We start from the raw sequence: 19,948 nt of genomic DNA, 5'->3' as shown, positions 1-19,948 counted from the left end.
GAATCCCCATGTTGAGACGCACAATCCTTCGCGGCGCCCTCGCCGCCGCCACGCTGGCGAGCGCCAGCTTCGGCGCCATGGCACAGGAGCCGATCCGCATCGGCCTGATCCTGCCGCTGACCGGTCCGTTCTCGACGACCGGCAAGCAGATCTCGGCCGCCGCCAATCTCTACGTCGCGCAGCAGAACGCGACCGTCGCCGGCCGCAAGGTCGAGCTGCTGATCCGCGACGACACCGGCACGGCCGACGTCACGCGCCGCATCGCGCAGGAATTGATCGTCAACAACAAGGTGACGGCGATCGCCGGTTTCGGCCTGACGCCGCTGGCGCTGGCCACGGCCCCGCTCGCCACACAAGCCAAGACGCCGATGGTCGTCATGGCCGCCGCGACGGGCATCATCACCGAACGTTCGCCCTTCATCATCCGCTCGGGCCAGGTCGTGCCGCAGATCGCCTATCCGTTCGGCACTTGGGTCGCCGAACAAGGCATGAAGAAGGTCGTGACGATCGTGTCGGATTACGGTCCGGGCCACGACGTCGAGACGTTCTTCTCCGACGCGTTCAAGAAGGCCGGCGGCAACGTCGAAAACATCCGCGTCCCCCTCGCCAATCCCGATTTCTCGCCGTTCCTCCAGCGCGTGGCGGATTCGAAGCCCGACGCGCTGCTGGTCTTCGTGCCGTCGGGCGTGGGTTCGCAGTTCATGAAGCAATTCGTGGAACGCGGCCTCGACAAGTCGGGCATCAAGTTGATCGGCACGGGCGACGTGACCGACGACGACATCCTGAACCCGATGGGCGATGCGGCGCTGGGCGTCATCACCGCGCACCATTATTCGGCCGCGCATAACTCGCCCACGAACAAGGCGTTCGTCGAAGCCTTCGGCAAGGCCAATAACGGCTTGCGTCCGAACTTCATGGCCGTCGGCGGCTATGACGGCATGCATGTGCTGTTCGAAGGCCTGAAGAAGACCAACGGCGAAGGCGGCGAGAAGCTGGTCGACGCGATGAAGGGTCTCGCTTGGGAAAGCCCGCGCGGGCCGATCTCGATCGATCCCGAAACGCGCGAGATCGTGCAGAACGTCTATATCCGCCGCGTCGAGCGCGTCGGCGGCGAACTCTACAACGTCGAGTTCGCGACGATCCCGAACGTCAAGGATCCGTCGAAGACGAAGTAAGTTCCACAAACGGCGGCGGCTCCTTCGAGGGGGCCGCCGCCGTGCTTTTTCGCCGGAGTTCCCCCGCTTGACCATCCTGTTCGACGGCATCGCCTACGGCATGGTTCTGTTCGTCCTCGCATGCGGCTTGTCCGTGACGCTGGGGCTGATGAACTTCGTCAATCTGGCGCATGGTGCGTTCGCGATGGCGGGCGGCTACGCGGCGACGATTTTGATGAATCGCTGGGGCTGGCCCTTCGTCGCCACCCTGCCCTTCGCCTTCCTCGTGCCCGCCCTGATCGGCGTGGTGCTGGAACGCACGCTCTATCGCCGCCTTTACGACGCCTCGCATCTCGATCAGGTGCTGTTCACCATCGGCCTTGTCTTCATGGCGGTCGCCGGCACCGATTATCTGATGGGCTCGCAGCCGCAGTTGATCCGCTTGCCCGAATGGCTCAGCGGCCGCTTCGAATTCCTGGGCATGCAGATCGGCCGTTATCGCCTGTTCATCGTCGTCGTGTGCAGCCTGCTGACCGTGGCGCTGCAACTCGTGCTGAACCGCACGCGCTTCGGCAGCCGTCTGCGCGCCGCCGTCGACGATCCGCGCGTCGCGCGGGGCCTGGGCATTCCGGTCGAGCGCGTATTCATGGTGACCTTCGCGGCGGGCTCGGGCCTCGCGGGGCTCGGCGGCGCGCTCGGTGCGGAATTGCTCGGCCTCGATCCGATCTTCCCGCTGAAGTTCATGATCTACTTCCTGATCGTCGTGACCGTCGGCGGCACGACCGGCTTGATCGGCCCGTTCGTCGCCTCGCTGATCCTGGGTATCGCCGACGTCGCGGGAAAATATTTCGTGCCGGATCTTGGCGCCTTCATCATCTACACGGTCATGATCGTCGTGCTCGTCTTCCGCCCCCGCGGCCTTTTCGTGCGGTCCTGACATGCCCAGCAAAGCCGCCGTCTCCCGTCTCTCCACGCTCGGCCGCTGGCGTCTGCCGGAGATCTTGTTCTGGCTCGCCGCCGCCGCCAGCGTGCCGTTGCTGACCGAATACCATCTGGTACTGACCGAGATCGCGATCATCGCGCTGTTCGCGGTCTCGCTCGATCTGATCCTCGGCTATGCGGGGATCGCGTCGCTGGGCCATGCCGCGTTCTTTGGTGCCGGCGCTTATGCCGCCGGGTTGTTCGCGATCCATGTCACCAACGATCCGCTGCTCGGTCTTTTCGCCGGCGCCATCGTCGCAGCTTTCCTCGGTTTCGCGACGAGCTTCCTGGTGTTGCGCGGCGCCGACCTTACGCGCCTGATGGTGACGCTGGGCGTGGCGCTGGTGCTGGGCGAGATCGCCAACAAGGCCGGCAAGATCACCGGCGGCGCCGACGGTTTGCAGGGCGTGTTCATGGCGCCGATCCTGGGCCGCTTCGAGTTCGATCTGTTCGGCCATGTCGGCTATGTCTACTGCCTTGTGGTGTTCTTCTTGTTGTTCGTCGTGGCACGGCGCATCGTCGTGTCGCCCTTCGGCCTGTCACTGCTGGCGATCCGCGACAACCCCTTGCGCGCGCGGGCGATCGGCATTCCGGTCAATAACCGTCTGACCGCGATCTATACGATCTCCGCCGCGATCGCCGGCGTCGCGGGCGCGCTGCTCGCCCAGACCGCGCAATTCGTGTCGCTCGACGTGCTCGCCTTCCATCGCTCGGCCGATGCGCTGCTGATGCTGGTCATCGGCGGCACGGGCTATCTTTACGGCGGCATCATCGGCGCCGTCGCGTTCAAGGTGTTGCAGGAAATCCTGTCCGTCTGGACGCCGCAATACTGGACCTTCTGGATCGGCGCGATCCTGGTCGCGATCGTGCTGATCGGCCGCCAGCGCATCGGCAACGGCGTGATGGGTGTCTGGTCGCGCCTGTTGGGCAAAGGCGGTGCGGCATGACCGCCGTACTTGAAACGAACGCGCTGGTGAAGAAGTTCGGCGGCATCACGGCCACGAATTCGGTGACGTTCGCGCTCGAAAAGGGCGCGCGCCACGCGCTGATCGGCCCCAACGGGGCGGGCAAGACGACCTTCATCAATCTGCTGACCGGCGTGCTGGAACCGACCTCGGGCCGTATTTCGCTCGACGGCAAGGACATCACGAATGTGAAAGCCGAAGCCCGGGTGAAAATGGGCCTCGTGCGTACGTTCCAGATCAACCAGCTTTTCGCCGGCATGACACCGCTGCAAGCGCTGGGTGTCGCCGTCTCCGAACGCCAAGGGCACGGCCGCGATTGGTGGCGCGTCGTCGGTACGAAAGCGAGCGTCACCGACGAGATCGTCGAAGTCGCCGAGCGCTTCCGCCTGATCGACGTTTTGGAGGAGCGCACGGGCAATCTCGCCTACGGCAAGCAACGCCTGCTGGAAATCGCGCTGGCCTTCGCCTGCAAACCGCGCGTGTTGCTGCTGGACGAGCCGGCGGCCGGCGTGCCCGAGGCCGAGCGCGCCGAATTGCTCGAAACCATCGCGCGCTTGCCGGATGACGTCTCGATCCTGCTGATCGAACACGACATGGATCTCGTCTTCTCCTTCGCGAAGAAGATCACCGTGCTGGTCGACGGCACGCTATTCGCCGACGGCACGGTCGCCGAGATTTCCAACGATCCGCGCGTGCGCGCCGTCTATCTTGGCGAGGGCGAACATGGCTGAGCTTCTCGTCCTCAAATCCGTTTCGTCGGGCTATGGCCGCGCGAAAGTCGTCAACGGCATCGACCTGACGCTCAAGCAAGGCCGCTCGCTCGCCGTGCTGGGGCGCAACGGCACGGGCAAGACAACGCTGCTGAACACCGTCATCGGCGTCACGCGGCATCTGGGCGGCAGCATCGAGTTCGAGGGGCGCGACATCACGCGCCTCGCCCCCGAAACGCGCGCGACGTCCGGCATCGGCTGGGTCCCGCAGGAGCGGAATATCTTCCGCTCCCTGACGGTCGAGGAAAACCTGACCGCCGTCGCGTTGCCCGGCCCCTGGGATACGAGCCGCGTCTACGCCATGTTCCCGCGTCTGGCGGAGCGCAAGCGCAATCTCGGCAACCAGCTTTCCGGCGGCGAGCAGCAAATGCTGGCGATCGGCCGCGCGCTGATGCTCAATCCGCGCTTGATCCTGCTCGACGAGCCGACCGAGGGCCTGGCCCCCATCATCGTCGACGAGTTGATGGCGGCGCTGAAGCGCATCATCCGCGAGGAAGGCTTGGCGGCGATCGTCGTCGAGCAGCACGCGCAAAAGATCCTGAAGCTGACCGACGATTCCATAATCCTCGATCGCGGCAGCGTGGTACATGCCGCACCAAGCCGCGATCTTCTCGATAATCCCGCGCCGCTCGAACTGCATCTCGGCGTCGCGGCCAAACACTGATCCCTAGAACGGAGACCACCATGGCCAAGAAACCGCCTTTCCGCGCCGATCAAGTCGGCTCGCTGCTGCGCAGCGCCCCCTTGAAGGAAGCGCGCGACAAGCATCACAAGGGCGAGATCGACGCCGCCGCGTTGAAGGCCGTCGAAGATGCCGAGATCAAGAAGCTGATCGCCAAGCAGGAAGCCGTGGGCTTGCAAGGCGTCACCGACGGCGAGTTCCGCCGCGCCTATTGGCATTTCGATTTCCTCGAGGAATTGGACTCGGTCGAATCCGTCAACGCGGATTCCGGCATGAACTTCAAAGGCGGCGTGGGCATCGCCAAGGCGCTGAAGGTCACGGGCCGCGTGGGCTTCAACCCCAAGCATCCGATGCTCGACCATTTCCGCTTCCTCGCCGCCAATACCAAGAAGACGGCGAAGATGACGATCCCCGGCCCGTCGATGCTGCATTATCGCGGCGGCCGCAAGATGATCCATCCCGGCGTCTACGACGACATGGAGCGTTTCTACGACGACGTCGGCACGGCCTATAACAAGGCGATCCGCGCCTTCTACGACGCGGGCTGCCGCTATCTGCAGCTCGACGACATCTCCTTCGCCTATCTGTGCGATCCCGCGCAGCGCGAAATGCTGCGCTCGCGCGGCGACGATCCGGACAAGCAGCCGGAAATCTACGCGGGCATGGTGCGCAAGGCGCTGGCCGACAAACCCGCGGACCTGACGATTACCATGCATCTGTGCCGCGGCAATTTCCGTTCGACCTTCATCGCCTCGGGCGGGTACGAGCCGGTCGCCGAAACGCTGTTCAACCGCATGCCGGTCGATGGCTATTTCATGGAATGGGACACGGATCGCGCGGGCGGGTTCGAGCCGTTGCGCTTCCTGCCCAAGGGCAAGCATGTCGTGCTCGGCCTCGTCACGTCGAAGACCGGCTCGCTCGAAAAGGCCGACGACGTCAAAAAGCGCATCGACGAAGCGTCAAAATTCGCGGCCAAGGATCAGCTGTGCCTGTCGCCGCAATGCGGCTTCGCCTCGACCGAGGAAGGCAACACGCTGGCCGAGGACGAGCAGTGGCGCAAGATGGAGATGATCGTCAACGTCGCCCGCGACGTGTGGGGCGACGCCTAAGAACGACCGGCGCCGGATGCGATCGTCAGATCGCGTCCGGCCGCCAGCCGCTGTCGAGCGTCAGCACGCCGCGCGCGCGGGAGACGCAAACGCACAGCTTGCGCCCGTGCGCTTTTTCCTCGGGCGACAAAAACACATCGCGATGATCGATCTCGCCCTCGCAGGCGACGACATCCATCGCGCACAAACCGCACTCGCCCTTCCGGCAATCCGAAATCGCGTCGATCCCGGCGCTGCGCAACGCGTCGAGCAACGACGCGTCGGCGGGCACGTCGAATTCCAGATCGTGGCTGGGCACGCGCACCTTGAACGGCGCCGCCGCCATCCGTCCCGACGAGCCGAAGGTTTCCCAACGTAGATCGGCCACGGGCAGTTTCGCCGCTTCCCACGCGCCGCGTACGGCTTCGAGCATCGGGATCGGCCCGCACAGGGCCGCGAGCGTACCGGGCTTCAGCGCGGCGAATTCGGCGGCGAAATCGATCTGCCGGCCGATATGGAGTTCCAGCCGATCGCCCAACGCGTCGCGTAAGGTTTCGGCGTAAGCGAGATCGCGCTCGCTTCGGACAGCGTAAAGCATCCGCATATCGGCGCCGCGCTTGGCGAGCATTTGCGCCATGCCGACCAGCGGCGTGATCCCGATTCCGCCGGCGATCAGCAGATACGAAGCCCGCCCGAATTCGACGGCGAAAGCGGATTTGGGTTCGGTCGCGCGCAAGCGATCGCCCGGCGCCAAGCGCCACATATAGGCCGAGCCGCCGCGCGACGGCGCCACGCGCTTGACCGCGATGCGATAGCAATCGCCGCCCGGCATGCCGACCAGCGAATAGGAGCGCGTTTGCGGTGCGTCGCCGATCATCACGCCCACGTCGATATGGGCGCCGGGTGCGAAGGACAGGACGGCGCCGGTTTCCGGCACGATCTCGAACTCGCGCACGTCATGCGTCACGTCGCGAACGTTGCGCACGCGCGCGTCGATCCATTTGGCGGCTTGGGCCATCGCGTGTCTCCTATTCGCTCGCCAAGCGGATCAAAGCGCCGCCGGGCACGCGATCCAACGCCGCACGGCTGCGCACGGTTTGGGCAAAATTGCGCGCGGCGACGCGCGAATGTTCGCGCATCAAGGCTTCCGCACGGGAACCTTCGCGGCGCTCGATCGCCTCGAACACGCCGCGATGCTGTTCTTGCGCCACCAGCAGCACGCGGCGCGTCTCGGGCGTTTCGCCCTGGGTTTTGACGAAGGCGTTGGGCGAGGCGAAGGGCAGCGCGATCGCGCGTTCCATCTGCCGGTCGAGCGCCGCGTTGTCCGCCATGCGCGCGATGGCGCGATGGAAGGCGGCGTTGTGCTCGATATAGGCTTCGAACGCGTCCCGGCCTTCGGCGATCGCCGTCACCGCATCGTCCAAACGTAGCAGGCTTTCGCGCATCGATTGCAGCGCGATCGTCCCCGCCCCGCGCTCGGCCGCGAGCCGCGCCGCCAAGCCTTCCAGCGTGCCGCGCACCTCGATGGCGTCGAGCACTTCGCGTTCGGTGAAACCGCGCGCGGCGTAGCCGCCCGACGGAATCGCGTCGAGCAAGCCTTCCTCGGCCAATGTCATCAACGCGGCGCGCACCGGCGTGCGCGACACGCCGATCTTCTCGACGATGGCGAGTTCTGACAGGCGTTCACCCGGCCGGATCTCGCCCGCCATCAGCATTTCGCGCAACGCCAGCTGTGCGCGGATCGTTTGCGACGTACCGCGATCTTCGGTTTTGGACGCGAGCGAAGCGGCCATCGCGCTTACTCCGCCGCCGATGCGACGATTCGCGGGCGTTCGGCCGCGATCATCTTGTCGATCAAGCGCCGCGCCCACATCGAGCCCGCGTCGATATTGATGTTGTAGAAAATCTTGTCCGGGTTTTCCTCGATGGCGATCTGTTGGGCTTCCAGCACCGCCTCGTCCTCGCGGAAGATCCCGGCGACGCCGTCGCAGATTTGCGTCGTCAGCGCCTGTTCGTCGCGGCGATAATCGCGCGCGAAGGCCCAGAAATAGTGGCAGGTCCGGCCCGTCTCCGGCGTGATCGTGTTCAGCACCCGGCCACTGACGCCCTGCGACCGGTCGCCTTGCGGCGCCCCGGTTCCCGCGACGGCCACACCGACGTCGATCACCACGGTCGCGGGCGCTTCGAAGCGAATGATCTGCCAGCGGTCGACATTGCCCGGCTTGCCGAGCTGGCTGCGCCAGAACGGCGGCGGCTCGATGTCTTCCATCCAGCGCGTGACCGTCGCCGTGCGCTCGCCATGGGTCACGTCGAACGGCGTTTCGGCGACGGCCGCGTTGCCGATCGACGAGCCATGCACGAAGGTCTCGTGCGTGAGGTCCATCAGATTGTCGATCACGAGCCGGTAATCGCATTTGGCGTGGATCAGGCGGCCATCGCCCGTCCAGTCGGGATCCAGGTTCCAATGCAGATCGGGGATCTTCGCGGGATCGGCCAAGGCCGGATCGCCGGGCCAGATCCACACGAAGCGATGCTTCTCCGCGACCGGATAGGCGCGCACGCAAGCCGACGGGTTGATCGTCTCCTGCGATGGCATATGGGTGCAACGGCCGTTCGGATCGAAGACCAGGCCGTGATAGGCGCAAACCACCTCGTCGCCGCGCAGATGCCCGCGCGACAGCGGCACGAGGCGATGCCAGCACGCATCGGCCAGCGCCACGGGCTTGCCATCTTGGGTGCGATAAAGGACGAGCCGCCGGTCGCAGATCGTGCGCGCTAGCAGGCTGCGCTTGACCTCCACGTCCCAGGCGGCGGCGTACCAAGCATTAAGGGGGTAGCTGGGGGCCATCTCCATCTATGAATTCCTTATGTATACATATTTGACGCCAAATTAGCTGTTTCGGCACAAATTCGCAAGGCCGAGGCGCCTAAACGCCCCGATTATCGGATTTTATGTATACCGGAAAGGGTTAGAAATCCTCGTCCCACTCGCTGGCCTTGGCCGCTGTGCTTTGGGCGGGCTTGGCCGGCGGCGCGGATTTGGGCGCCGGCGCTTCGGCATCGGCCGGTGCCGCCGGTGCGTTCGTATCGGCGGTTTCGAACGCCGCCACGACCTCGACGAGATGCGTCGCCTGATCGGCGAGCGACGCGGCCGAGGCCGAGCTTTCTTCGACCAGCGCCGCATTCTGTTGGGTCGCGGCGTCGAGATCGCTGAGCGCCTTGTTGATCTCGGCGATCGAGCGCGACTGTTCCCGGCTGCCCGCCGCGATTTCGGGCGCGATCTCCGCGACCTTGCGCACGATATCGATGATGTTCGACAGCGCGTCGCCCGCCGCCCCGGCGAGTTGCACGCCTTGCGCGACCTCGCGCGAGCTTTCGCCGATCAGATCGCGGATCTGCTGCGAGGCCTGGCGCGAACGATCGGCGAGCGAGCGCACTTCCTGCGCCACGACCGCGAAGCCCTTCCCGCTTTCGCCCGCGCGCGCGGCTTCGACCGCCGCGTTGAGGGCGAGCAGCTTGGTCTGGAAGGAAATCTCCTCCATCACCTGGATGATGGCGCCGATACGCGCGGACGACGTCTCGATGCCCGACATGGCGCCGGTGACGCTGGTCATCGCCTGCCCGCCGGTTTCCGCGCGCGCCAGCGCGTCGGCCGCCAATTTGCGCGCGAGCTCGGAATTCTGCGCGTTGGTCGAGACGGTCGCCGCGATTTCGCCCATCGTCGCGACTGTTTCCTGCAACGCCGAGGCTTGGCGTTCAGTGCGCGTGGCGAGGTCGGCGCTGCCTTGCGAAATCTCGCTGGCCGCCGCCCGGATGGCGCCGACGGATTCCTTCACCTCCGTCGCCGTGCGCCACATGCGCAGCAGCGTCTCGGTTTCCTTGGCTTGCAGCTTGCGCTGCTCGATCGAGTTGCCGCGCAGCACTTCGACCGCGCGCATCAAGCCGCCGATTTCGTCGCCGCGTTCCGTGCCCATGACCGGATCGTCGAGTTCGCCCGCCGCGATGCGCCCGGTCGTCGCCTCCGCGACGCCGATATCGCGCGACACGCGCAGCACGCCCAGCAACATCGCCAGCATAATCAACAAGGCCGGCACGGCCGTCACGCCGATCATCGTCCAGAATTTCTGCGTCGTTTTCTTCAGTCGTTTGTCGAGCGTGACGTCGAGCAGCCCCGACAAATTCGACCAGCTTTCCAAAATCGCGTCGAGCGCCTGATCGAATTCGCCCACCGCCTGGACGGCGCCGGGCGGATTGGCGAGCGCCGCCATCATCGCGCGTTCGGTGCGTTCCAGGCGCTGATGCAGGCGGCGCGCATCGGGCAAACGCTGGCCCCAGCCGCGATCGCTTTTGTCGAATCCGATGGCGCGCTGGATATTGCGCAATTGGCGCGACATCGTTTCCTGATTGACGCCGATCTGGCGCTGAAGCGTCTCGAGCTGTTCCTGCAAGCCTTCGGCGGTCACGCTTTTGCCGGACAGCGTTTCGTCGAACAAGAACAGGCGGCCCATCAGATAGGCGTTGCCGCGCAGCATGCTGGGAAACACGTCGAACTGATTGATCAGCATCAGCACGACATCGGTCTCGGTGTCGCCCAGGATGTTGAACGCGTCCGCCGACGCGTAGGCCAGCGCCATGAACTGTCCGAAGGCGGCCTCTTGAATCTCCAGCACTTGCGCCGCCGACAATTCCGGCGACGGACGCAACGCCAGCACCTGTTCGATCGTCGGGCGCAAGGCCTGCACCTCGACCGCCATGCCGAAGTCTTCGCGCATCCGCTTGCGCGTGGCCTCGACCTCCGTCAGCGCCTTGGCGATGCGATCCTTGCTCTGCGCGAGCTGGTCGGCATCCGCCTTGCCGCCGTTCGCGGTGCTTTTGAGCATTTCCTCCTTGTGGCGGAAGAGCGAAGCGCCGAGCGCGCGGATCGGCAGGATCTCCGTACCCGCCGCCGAGACGCGCTGCACGTAGCGCAAATCCACGTAGCTTTGCCACGTCACCGCGCCGAACAGCGCCGTGGTGACGATCGCCGAGAGGACGATCAGGCCGGAGAGTTTGGTGGATATCCGCATGAGCCGGTCCTTAGGAAAGCGGTCCGAGGATTTTCGTCACGCGCGCTTCGAGCTGGTCCTGCGCCACCGGCTTGACCACGTAGCCGTTGACGCCCGCCTGCACGACGGATTGCACTGTCCCGGAATCGTTGTTGCCCGTCACCATGATGACCGGCACGCGCTTCAGCACGGGATGCGCGCGCATCATCTTCAACAGCTCGAGCCCCGTGCCGTTGATCATGTTCATGTCCGAGATGACGAGGTTATAGGGCCGCTTGCCCAATTCCAGATACGCGGCCTTGCCGCTATCCGCCTCGTCGATCGTCTCGAACCCCATCTTGCGCAAGTAAGACCGAATCAGCGCGCGCATGCTCGCCTGATCGTCGACAACCAAGACCCGCAGCGTTCTGGCCGGTACGCTCATTTCCCAACCCCCGATTTGCGCGACGCCGCTTCCAGCAGCGCCGCCGCGATCCGCGGCAGCGCCAATTGGCGCGAAGCCGCCCCCTCTTCCATCGCCGCGCGCGGCATGCCGTAGACGACCGACGTCGCCTGATCCTGCGCGATGGTGACGGCGCCCGCCGCCCGCATTTGCTTCAACCCGTTGACGCCGTCGCGGCCCATGCCGGTCAGCAAAGCGGCGCCCGCGCGCGGCCCGAACGCGGCCAGCGACGCGAACAAGCGGTCGATCGACGGCAGATGGCCGCTTTCCTTCTCGCCGTCGGTGACCCGGCAAACCGGCTTACCGCCGGCCCCCTTCACCACTTCGAAGCGCTTCTCGCCGCGCCCGATATAGACATGACCGGGCTGCATCGGCATGCCGTCCTCCGCCTCGACGACCTTCAGCGGCAACTGCCCGTCGAGGCGTGCCGCAAAGCGCGCCGTATAGGCGCCGGGCAAATGCTGCACGATCGCGATGCTCGGTGCGTCGGGCGGAATCGCGGAAAGCAACTCGCCTAAGGCTTCCACCCCACCCGTCGATGCGCCAAGCCCGATCACGTCCAGCCCCGCGTATCGCGCGGGATCGGACGCATCCGCCGCCGGTGCCGCATGCGCGGGTTTGGGCGCCGGCGACAAGCCGCGCACGCGCGCCTTCGCCGCCGCCGCGACCTTGTCGCAGATCTCGCGCTTCAACGGCTCGATCGCCTCGGTCAGTCGCTGCGTGGGCTTGGCGACGTAATCGAACGCGCCCAGCTCCAACGCGCGCAAGGTCGTGTCCGCGCCCTCGCGCGTCAGCGTCGAGATCATCACCACCGGCATCGGGCGCAAGCGCATGATCTTTTCGAGGAACTCGATGCCGTTCATGCGCGGCATTTCGACGTCGAGGGTCAATACGTCCGGCGACAACGCCTTGATCTTGTCGCGCGCGATGATCGGATCGGGCGCCGTGCCCACCACCGTCAACCGCGGATCGGACGAGATGATTCCGGTCAGCAATTCGCGCACGAGTGCTGAATCGTCGATGATCAGAACGCGGGCGGGTTTGTTTTCAGATTCGGACATAGGCACTCGCGGTTTCGAGACGTTCCAGGGGCAGCGAACCGCGCACCGTTTCGGAATGGCCGAGGCAAAGGATGCCCCCCGGCGCCAGAAGATCGACCAAGCGCCGGACCACTTTGGCCTGATCGGCGACCGACAGATAGATCAGCATGTTGCGGCAGAAGATCGCGTCGAACGGCCCTTTCATCGGCCATTCGTCGCCGATCAGATTGTGCCGCTTGAACGTGACCAGCTTGCGCGGGCGTTCGCCCAGCGTGAAGCGTTTGTCGGTGCCCTGCTTCAAATATTCGCGCGCGAAACGCGGCAAGCGCCCGACATCTTCGGGCGGATAGATCGCGGCGGCGGCCGTGTCCAACGCGGTGTTGTCGACGTCCGTCGCCAGCACGCGCGCGTCCACGTCGCGCCGCGCGCCCAAGGCGCGCAGCAGCAGGATCGCCATCGAATACGGTTCTTGCCCGCCCGCACACGCGGCCGACCACAGGCGGATGCGCTTGGCGCGCGCGTTCAAAAGCTTTTCGAGATGCTTGTCGAGCAGCTTGAAATGATGGATCTCGCGGAAGAAACGCGAATGGTTCGTCGTCAGCGCGTTGACGACGACGTCCCATTCGGGATCGGCGTTGTCCGCAAGGCGCGCGCGATAGGCGGCGAAGGAGCCAAGCCCCAATTCGCGCAAGCGCGGCACGAGGCGCCGATAGATCAGCGCGCGCTTCGTATCGGGCAATTGCACGCCCGTGCGCGCGCGCATCGCATCCGCGAAAAACGCGAGATCGCCGGGATCGGCCTGCGGTTCCGGGACGATGTTGGAAAGCGGGCTCATGCGGGCGGGCTCTCGCCTTCGGCGGCCGCGTATTCGCCGTGCGGGAAGGTTTCTTCGACCAGACGATCGACATCCGTCACGCCCAGAATGCGGTCGGCCGAGAACACCACGCCCGCCATGAAGGGTGTGGCGTCGCCGCCTTCGATCGTCGGCATCGGGGCGCGATCGGCGTCGCGCGCTGCGACGATATCGGTCACGCTGTCGACCAGCAGCCCGACGGATCGGCCTTCATGACCGCGCACGATGACCACGACATGGCGCGCGCCCGGATCGGTCGTCCCGCGCCCCAGCCTTGCGGCGACGTCGTATATCGGCACGATTTCGCCGCGGATATTGACGATCCCGCGCACGTAAGACGGCGTGTGCGGCACTTGCGTGGGCTCGGTCCAAGTGCGGAACTCGATCACCCGGTCGATCGGGATCAGGAACGTCGTGCCGCCGATTTCGAAGCTGACGAATTGGCTTTCCTGCCCCGCGTTCGCGGCCGCGTTCTCGCCTTCCTTGGCCATCGTTCCCGCCCTCATCCTTCCGCCGCCGCGCGCGGGGCGCGGCGATTGCGCCCGTCCACCGCCGTCAGCGACGACAAATCCAAAATCAATGCCGGGCGCCCGTCGCCCAGGATCGTGGCGCCCGACACGCCGCGCACTTTGCGATAGTTGCGTTCCAGGCTTTTGACGACAACGGGTTCCTGCCCGATCAGATCGTCGACCTGAATCGCCACCGTTTCGCCGCCCGACGGCTTGACCAGAATGAGGATCGCGCGCGTGGGATCGAGTTCCGCCCCCGCGACACCGAATTCCGTCGCCAGCGGCAGAATGCGCAAGATCTGCCCGCGCCAGGCGAGCATTGCACCACGATCATCCATGCGCACCAGCGCCGACGCCTCGGGCCGCAGGCAATCGATGATCGCCGAGATGGGGACGAGGTAATTCTGCCGCCCGACCAGCGTCACCATCGCGTCGAGAATGGCGAGCGATAGCGGCAAGGTCAGCGAAAACGTCGTGCCTTCGCCGGGCCGCGAGGCGAGCGCCACGTTCCCGCCCATTTCCTCGATAACTTGGCGCACGGCATCCATGCCGACACCGCGCCCGGAAACGGATGTGACTTGATCGGCGGTCGAGAAGCCCGGCAGGAAGATCAGTTCGTCGATTTCCTGGTCACTCAGCATCGCGCCGGGCGACACCAATTCGCGTTCGATCGCCTTGGCGAGCACGCGCTCGCGGTTGATGCCCTTGCCGTCGTCGGCGAGTTCGATCACGACCTGCGCGCCGCGCTGCTCGGCCGACAGACGCAACAGCCCGGCCGGGTCCTTGCCGGCCGCGGCGCGGCCCTCGGCATTCTCGATCCCGTGATCGATCGAATTGCGGATCAGATGGGTCAGCGGCTCGCTCAACCGCTCGACCACCGTCTTATCGATCTCGGTATGATCGCCGACGATCTCCAGCCGGATACGCTTGCCGGTGGTTTTCTCCAAATCCCGGACCAGCGATCCGAAGCGCGAGAACACCGCCTTCAGCGGCTGGGCGCGGATCGACGTCGCGGCATCCGCGACCTCGCGAATATGCTGGCCCATGTCGTCGAGGGCGCGGAACAGCGGGCGATGCGCTTCGGGATCGAGGCCAGAGACCTGACGCGCTAAAAATGCTTGTGTAATAATAAGTTCGCCGACCATATTACCAAGCCGCTCGAGCTTTGGGACATCGACGCGGACGGTCGCCACCGGCTTGTCGCGCGGCTTGGCCGGTTCGGCGGCGGGTGCTGCCGCCGGCTTCTTGGGCGCCGGGGCGGCGGTCGCGGCAACGGCAGGTTTCTCGGATTCGGGCGGCGGGGCATCGCCCTCGAACTCGAACACCGCCAGATCGTCGATCATGTCGCGCACGTCGTCGAGATCGGCTTGCGGGGCGGCGGTTTCCAGCGTGCCGGTCCACGACCACGCGCAAATCTGCGCATTCAGGTCGGCGAGCGGCGGCAATTGCCCCGCGATCTCGACCTGCAGATCGCCCAACGTTTTAAGCACGCCCAAAATGCGCAAGGGATCGATCCCCGCTTCCAGCATTTTGGGACCGGGGACGAAACGGATTTTGTATTTGCGGCGCGGCGCTTCGTCCGCGGCGGGAACGGCCGCCATCTGCGCTTCGAATTCCGCCATCGGATCGAAATCGGCGGGCGGCGGCTTGGCGGCAGCCGCATCTTCCTCCAGCCCCGCCGCCGCGCGCAACGCTTCGAGCGCCGCCTCGTAACGCTGAGTCGAGGCCTTTTCGCCGTCGCGCGCCTCGTCCGACAATTGGCGCAACACATCGACGCCGTCGAACAGCAGATCCACCGCCGCGTCGTCGAGCGTCGCCTTACCTTTGCGCAGCAAATCCATATAGGTCTCGAACACATGCGCGAACGACGCCATGTGGTCGAGCCCGAACGCCCCCGCCCCGCCCTTGATCGAATGGACCGCGCGGAACAGCGCATGGATCGCGTCTTCGGTCGGGGCGGCACGCAAGGTCTCGACGCTGGATTCAGCCAGCGTGACCAGTTCCTCGCATTCGAGGAGGAATATCTGCCGAAGTTCCTGGTCCTCGGCGCTCATCTCACATTTCCATCACGATGCGCGACATCAGCGCCGTGAACAGACCCAGCGTCTCATAGGCGCCGCACAGCGCGTCGGAAGGTTCGAGCAAACCGAAAGGCAGTGTCTTCTCGGCGAAGGCGGCGGCCCCCGCTTCGATCGTCTGGATCAACGCGGTCGATGGCTCGGCGACATGGCGGGCGTCCAAGCGCACGCCTTCGCCCGCCGCCAGCCGTTCCAGCAGTTCGGTCTTCAGCGCCGCGACGGTGATCGCATCGCCCGTCGACGGCAACTCGATGGTCGCGTTCGCCGCGTCCCCGCCCATATGAGCTTCCCCTCGGGCGCGAATCCTCTCGCCCTTTGTGGGGTAAGATTACAACGCGGGTCCGAGGCTCCGACAAGAATTTCCGAAATTTTTACGGATTTTCGATGGTCCGGGCTGACAGGGTCAGGTGGTCCGGGCGGCGGCCAAGGCGGACAGGAACGATTCCGACCAGAACGCCGCCGTATTCGTGGAAATCACGTCGAAATCGGCGCGCCACCGCGAAACCCGCTCGTCCAGGGGCATTTCCAAGGCGCGCTGCAACGCGTCGGCGATGCCGTCCACGTCGTAGGGATTGATCGTCAAGGCACCCGACAATTCCACCGCCGCCCCCGCGAATTCGGACAAGATCAGCACGCCCGGATCGTCTTGCGGCTGGGCGGCGACGAATTCCTTCGCCACGAGGTTCATCCCGTCGCGCAAGGGCGTCACCAGCCCGACGCGCGCGCGGCGATAGAACGCGGCCAGCGTGCCGCGCGGGAAGCCGCGATTGACGTAGCGCAGCGGTGTCCAATCGAAATCGGCGTATTTGCCATTGATGCGGCCCGCCGCCCCGTCGAGCTCGCGGCGCAGGGCGCGATAATTCGACACCTCGCCGCGCGAGATCGGCGCGATCTGGAGATACTGCACCTTGCCGCGCCAATCGGGATTGCGTTCCAGGAACGCACCATAGGCGGCGATGCGGTTGGGCAAGCCCTTCGAGTAATCGAGGCGATCGACGCCGATCGCCAGTTTGCGATCGCCGATATTGTCCGCCAAACGCTGTCCGTCGGGCGACGGCTTGGCGGCGAAAGCGGCGAAGGATTGGGTGTCGATGCCGATGGGGAATACGCCGGTCTGAAACACGCGCCCGAACATCTCGATCGCATCGCCGGCGCGCTTGTCGGGTGCCCCCAGCACATCGACGAATTGCACGCGGTCGGATTCCGTCTGGAATCCGACCAGGTCGTAATGCGCCAAGGCTTCGACCAAGTCGCGATAGACCGGCAGGCAGCGGAACACCTCCGTCGCCGGGAACGGGATATGCAGAAAATAGCCGATCGGATTGGCGACACCGCGCGCACGCAAAATCTTGGCGAGCGGGATCAGGTGATAATCGTGCACCCAGATCGTGTCGTCGGGGCGCAACTCGTTCATCAAAGCCGAGGCGATCCATTCGTTCGCCTCGATATAGGCCGCGTAATCGGCACGGCGATACTCGACCAAGCCGAGCCGGTAGTGGAACAGCGGCCACAAAATGCTGTTGGCGAAACCGGCATAGAAGCCCGCGTGCAATGCCGGCGTGAGCGCCACGCCGACGATCTCGGTGCGCCGCGAATGCCGGCGCTCGGGCGGCGGCGGCGTTTCCGCGACCTCCCCGCTCCAGCCCAGCCACAGCGAAGGCCGTTTGGCCAAAGCCGCATTCAACCCGACCGCGAGACCGCCGCCATTGCCGCCGCGGGTTCCATGTCCTGGGATCCTGTTCGAAACTACAACGAGCCGTCCCATACGCCCTCCCGCCAACCTCGGCTAAGCCGCATCGCGGCGCCGACCAGGCCCGCCATGCAGTAGGTTTGGGGGAAATTTCCCCAGTGCTCGCCCGTCGCGGCGAGGATGTCCTCCGAAAACAAGCCCAGCGAACTCGCCTGCCCCATCACGCGTTCGAACACGGCGCGCGCGCGTTCGACCTCGCCCGCCGCGGCCAACGCTTCGGCGTACCAGAACGAGCACACGACGAAGCTGCTCTCCGGCTTGCCGAAATCGTCTTCATGCGCGTAACGAGCGATGAAGCCGCCCAGATCGAGTTCGCGTTCGATCGCGTCGAGCGTGGTGCGCAAACGCGGATCGTCGCCGCGCAGGAAGCCGACCATCGGCATGACGAGCACGGCGCCGTCCATTTCGCCGCCGTCGAGCGTTCCGACGAAGGCTTGGCGCTTTTCATCCCACGCGCGCGCGACGATTTCGGCGTGCAGCTTGTCGGCGTCCGCGCGCCATTGCGCGGCGGTTTGGTCGCCCAGGCGCTTGGCGATGCGCGCGAGCCGGTCGAGCCCCGCCCAGCACATCACCGCCGAATGCGTGTGGATCGACGCGCGGCCGCGATATTCCCAAATGCCGGCATCGGGTGTGAGTGCCACTTCGCGCGCGCGCTGGCCAAGCTTCACCAGTTTTTGATAGAGCGACCAATCGCCCATGCGCGGCAAACGCTCGTCGAAGAACATCTGCGCGGCCGCCAGGATGACGCTGCCGTAAACGTCGTTCTGCACCTGGAACGCCGCGGCATTGCCCAGTCGCACGGGCTTATGCCCGCGATAGCCTTGGGCGCGCGCGAGTTCTTCTTCGGGCGGGGGAATGCGCGCGACGATGGGATAAAGCGGGCGCAGCGTGCCGGCTTCGGACTCGCCCGCCACATCGGTCGCGAAGCGGATGAATTCCTCCATCGTGCGCGTCGCCCCCAGCAGGTTCAGCGCGTAGACGACGTGGAACGCGTCGCGCAGCCAGCAGAAGCGATAATCCCAATTGCGCGAACTGCCCGGCGCCTCGGGAACCGACGTCGTGATCGCCGCGACCACGGCGCCCGTATCCTCGTATTGGCACAGCTTCAGCGTGATCGCCGCACGCACGACTTGTTCCTGCCATTCGTAGGGCAGCGACAAATAGCGCACCCATTCGAGCCAATAGGCCTCGGTCTCCGCGATCCAGTCGACGCCCAGATGGGCGGGATCGTCGGCGAGCGCTTCGTCGGGGCCGAGCACGAAGGTGAGCGGTGTGAGCAGCGTGAACTCGATCTCGTCCTGCACATAGGACAAGGGCGCGTCGCTGGTGATGCGGAACCCGCCGCCGGGAAAGGCGTAGCGCAGATGATGGCTGCCCTGGCTCGACGAAGGCGGCTGGCCGCTGCGAAGATCGCGCGGCCGGATGCGCATGCGAATGCGCGGCGTGCCGGATGTGGGTTCGATCCGGCGCACGATCATCGGCGGGCGGAAAATCCGCCCGTGACGTTTGAAGCGCGGCGCGAAATCGACGATGCGCAACGCCGATTGATCGGCGCACGCAATGCGCGTCTCCAAGATCGGCGTGTTGCGCATATAGCGCCGTTCGATCGAACGCGTGCCCGCGGCTTCGATCGTCCATGCGCCGTCGGGCGCACCGCCATCGAGCAGCGCGCCGAAGATCGGATCGGAATCCAGGCGCGGATGGCACAGCCAGACCAACGCGCCTTCGGGATCGATCAACGCGGCGACCTGGCCGTTTCCGATCATGCCGAGATCGAGGGTTTGCTTGGAATGCTTCGCGTTCATTGCGCCTCCGCGATCGCCGCCAGCGCCGCGAGAACGTCGTCGGGCGATTTCAGCAGATGCGCCGCACCCGGGCGCTGGATGCCGACGCAAACGCCGATGCCGCCAAGATCATGGGCGGCGCTGAAACCGTCTTCGTCGGGCGTGTCGTCGCCGATGAACACCGGTCGGCGGCCGATGAAAGGTTGCGTGGCGGCCGCCGCGCGCACCGCCCGGCCCTTGTGCACGCCCGGCGGGCGCAATTCGATCGCGTTGCGCGCGATCACGAATTCGAGTTTCTCGGGCGACGCCTCGACCAGCTTCGCCACACCGTCGCGCAACTTGGCGAAGAGCGGATCGTCCGCCGGATAATGGATCGCGATCACCGGGTTTTTGAATTCGAAGCGAATGCCGGGATAATTGGCGCCCACGGCGCCGCAGGCGGCGGCGATACCCGCGAAGGCCGATTCCTCGATGCGGATATCGGCATGGCTCTCGCCCGGCAGGCGGATTTCCGCGCCGTGGCGGCCGGCGGCGGGCAAATCCAGCGCCAGCAGCTTGTCGATCTCCGACAACGGGCGGCCGGTGACGATCATCACCGCCCCGCCGGTCGCCTCGTACAGAAGACGTAAAGTCTTCGGCACGCGCGGATCGACGATCACGCTATCGGGTGTGGGGGCTGGGTCGACGAGGGTCCCGTCGAAGTCCAGAAAGAAGGCGTCGTTTCGGTTTGCGAATAAGGATCGAGTCATCACGGACCTAAAGTCCGCACGATCCGTGGTTTCGATCCATACGGGCGGACCCATAGGG

Annotated in this window: 19 protein-coding genes; 6 read left to right on the top strand and 13 right to left on the bottom strand. The window is 65.4% G+C overall.

All coding sequences use genetic code 11. From position 1 onward, the window contains the following. Positions 1 to 8: 8 nt before the first annotated feature. The 6 genes from J0H39_08655 to J0H39_08630 all read left to right on the top strand — a co-directional run bounded on the left by J0H39_08655 (position 9) and on the right by J0H39_08630 (position 5,661). A complete protein-coding gene (locus J0H39_08655) occupies positions 9 to 1,175 on the top strand; it encodes an ABC transporter substrate-binding protein (GenBank protein ID MBN9496813.1) in 1,167 nt (388 codons plus the stop codon). Positions 1,176 to 1,275: 100 nt separating this feature from the next. Then, complete coding sequence (locus tag J0H39_08650) at positions 1,276 to 2,091, top strand: branched-chain amino acid ABC transporter permease (GenBank protein MBN9496812.1); 816 nt, start codon at positions 1,276 to 1,278, stop codon at positions 2,089 to 2,091. Between the two features lies 1 nt (position 2,092). Further along, positions 2,093 to 3,082 (top strand): branched-chain amino acid ABC transporter permease, encoded by a 990-nt coding sequence (locus J0H39_08645; protein ID MBN9496811.1) that lies wholly within the window; start codon positions 2,093 to 2,095, stop codon positions 3,080 to 3,082. Beyond that, the gene (locus tag J0H39_08640; GenBank protein MBN9496810.1) at positions 3,079 to 3,831 is read left to right on the top strand and encodes an ABC transporter ATP-binding protein; all 753 of its coding nucleotides are present in this window, start codon (positions 3,079 to 3,081) and stop codon (positions 3,829 to 3,831) included. The genes J0H39_08645 and J0H39_08640 overlap by 4 nt, the downstream gene beginning before the upstream one ends. After that, complete coding sequence (locus J0H39_08635; GenBank protein MBN9496809.1) at positions 3,824 to 4,534, top strand: ABC transporter ATP-binding protein; 711 nt, start codon at positions 3,824 to 3,826, stop codon at positions 4,532 to 4,534. The genes J0H39_08640 and J0H39_08635 overlap by 8 nt, the downstream gene beginning before the upstream one ends. Positions 4,535 to 4,554: 20 nt before the next feature. Next, complete coding sequence (locus J0H39_08630; GenBank protein MBN9496808.1) at positions 4,555 to 5,661, top strand: 5-methyltetrahydropteroyltriglutamate--homocysteine S-methyltransferase; 1,107 nt, start codon at positions 4,555 to 4,557, stop codon at positions 5,659 to 5,661. A 25-nt stretch (positions 5,662 to 5,686) separates the two neighbouring features. On the opposite strand, the gene J0H39_08625 is transcribed toward J0H39_08630, so the two are convergent. The 13 genes from J0H39_08625 to otsB all read right to left on the bottom strand — a co-directional run bounded on the left by J0H39_08625 (position 5,687) and on the right by otsB (position 19,890). Beyond that, positions 5,687 to 6,658 carry an oxidoreductase gene (locus J0H39_08625; protein MBN9496807.1) on the bottom strand — a complete coding sequence of 324 codons (972 nt, stop codon included), beginning with the start codon at positions 6,656 to 6,658 and terminating at the stop codon, positions 5,687 to 5,689. Between the two features lie 10 nt (positions 6,659 to 6,668). Beyond that, complete coding sequence (locus J0H39_08620; GenBank protein ID MBN9496806.1) at positions 6,669 to 7,433, bottom strand: GntR family transcriptional regulator; 765 nt, start codon at positions 7,431 to 7,433, stop codon at positions 6,669 to 6,671. A gap of 5 nt (positions 7,434 to 7,438) precedes the next feature. After that, entirely contained in the window at positions 7,439 to 8,488 is a 1,050-nt protein-coding gene (locus J0H39_08615) for an aromatic ring-hydroxylating dioxygenase subunit alpha (GenBank protein MBN9496805.1), read from the bottom strand. A gap of 121 nt (positions 8,489 to 8,609) precedes the next feature. Continuing rightward, positions 8,610 to 10,706: a hypothetical protein gene (locus J0H39_08610; GenBank protein ID MBN9496804.1), complete on the bottom strand. Its 2,097-nt coding sequence runs from the start codon at positions 10,704 to 10,706 to the stop codon at positions 8,610 to 8,612. A 10-nt stretch (positions 10,707 to 10,716) separates the two neighbouring features. Beyond that, positions 10,717 to 11,055, bottom strand: coding sequence for a response regulator (locus J0H39_08605; GenBank protein ID MBN9496803.1), 339 nt, complete (start codon positions 11,053 to 11,055; stop codon positions 10,717 to 10,719). Positions 11,056 to 11,105: 50 nt separating this feature from the next. Beyond that, the gene (locus J0H39_08600; protein MBN9496802.1) at positions 11,106 to 12,188 is read right to left on the bottom strand and encodes a chemotaxis response regulator protein-glutamate methylesterase; all 1,083 of its coding nucleotides are present in this window, start codon (positions 12,186 to 12,188) and stop codon (positions 11,106 to 11,108) included. Further along, entirely contained in the window at positions 12,175 to 13,002 is an 828-nt protein-coding gene (locus J0H39_08595; protein MBN9496801.1) for a protein-glutamate O-methyltransferase CheR, read from the bottom strand. Before J0H39_08595 ends, J0H39_08600 begins: the two co-directional genes overlap by 14 nt. Next, positions 12,999 to 13,511: a purine-binding chemotaxis protein CheW gene (locus J0H39_08590; protein MBN9496800.1), complete on the bottom strand. Its 513-nt coding sequence runs from the start codon at positions 13,509 to 13,511 to the stop codon at positions 12,999 to 13,001. The genes J0H39_08595 and J0H39_08590 overlap by 4 nt, the downstream gene beginning before the upstream one ends. Positions 13,512 to 13,522: 11 nt before the next feature. Continuing rightward, complete coding sequence (locus J0H39_08585) at positions 13,523 to 15,583, bottom strand: chemotaxis protein CheA (GenBank protein MBN9496799.1); 2,061 nt, start codon at positions 15,581 to 15,583, stop codon at positions 13,523 to 13,525. A 1-nt stretch (position 15,584) separates the two neighbouring features. Continuing rightward, the gene (locus J0H39_08580; protein MBN9496798.1) at positions 15,585 to 15,887 is read right to left on the bottom strand and encodes an STAS domain-containing protein; all 303 of its coding nucleotides are present in this window, start codon (positions 15,885 to 15,887) and stop codon (positions 15,585 to 15,587) included. Between the two features lie 123 nt (positions 15,888 to 16,010). Further along, complete coding sequence (locus J0H39_08575; protein MBN9496797.1) at positions 16,011 to 17,372, bottom strand: trehalose-6-phosphate synthase; 1,362 nt, start codon at positions 17,370 to 17,372, stop codon at positions 16,011 to 16,013. After that, a complete protein-coding gene (locus J0H39_08570; GenBank protein MBN9496796.1) occupies positions 17,354 to 19,162 on the bottom strand; it encodes a glycoside hydrolase family 15 protein in 1,809 nt (602 codons plus the stop codon). Before J0H39_08570 ends, J0H39_08575 begins: the two co-directional genes overlap by 19 nt. Then, the gene (gene otsB, locus J0H39_08565; protein MBN9496795.1) at positions 19,159 to 19,890 is read right to left on the bottom strand and encodes a trehalose-phosphatase; all 732 of its coding nucleotides are present in this window, start codon (positions 19,888 to 19,890) and stop codon (positions 19,159 to 19,161) included. Before otsB ends, J0H39_08570 begins: the two co-directional genes overlap by 4 nt. Positions 19,891 to 19,948 lie beyond the last annotated feature (58 nt).

The sequence above is a fragment of the Alphaproteobacteria bacterium genome (assembly GCA_017308135.1).
GTDB lineage: Bacteria > Pseudomonadota > Alphaproteobacteria > CACIAM-22H2 > CACIAM-22H2 > Tagaea.
The sequence above is the reverse complement of the archived record's forward strand: the minus strand, read 5'-3'. Positions and strand labels throughout refer to the sequence as shown.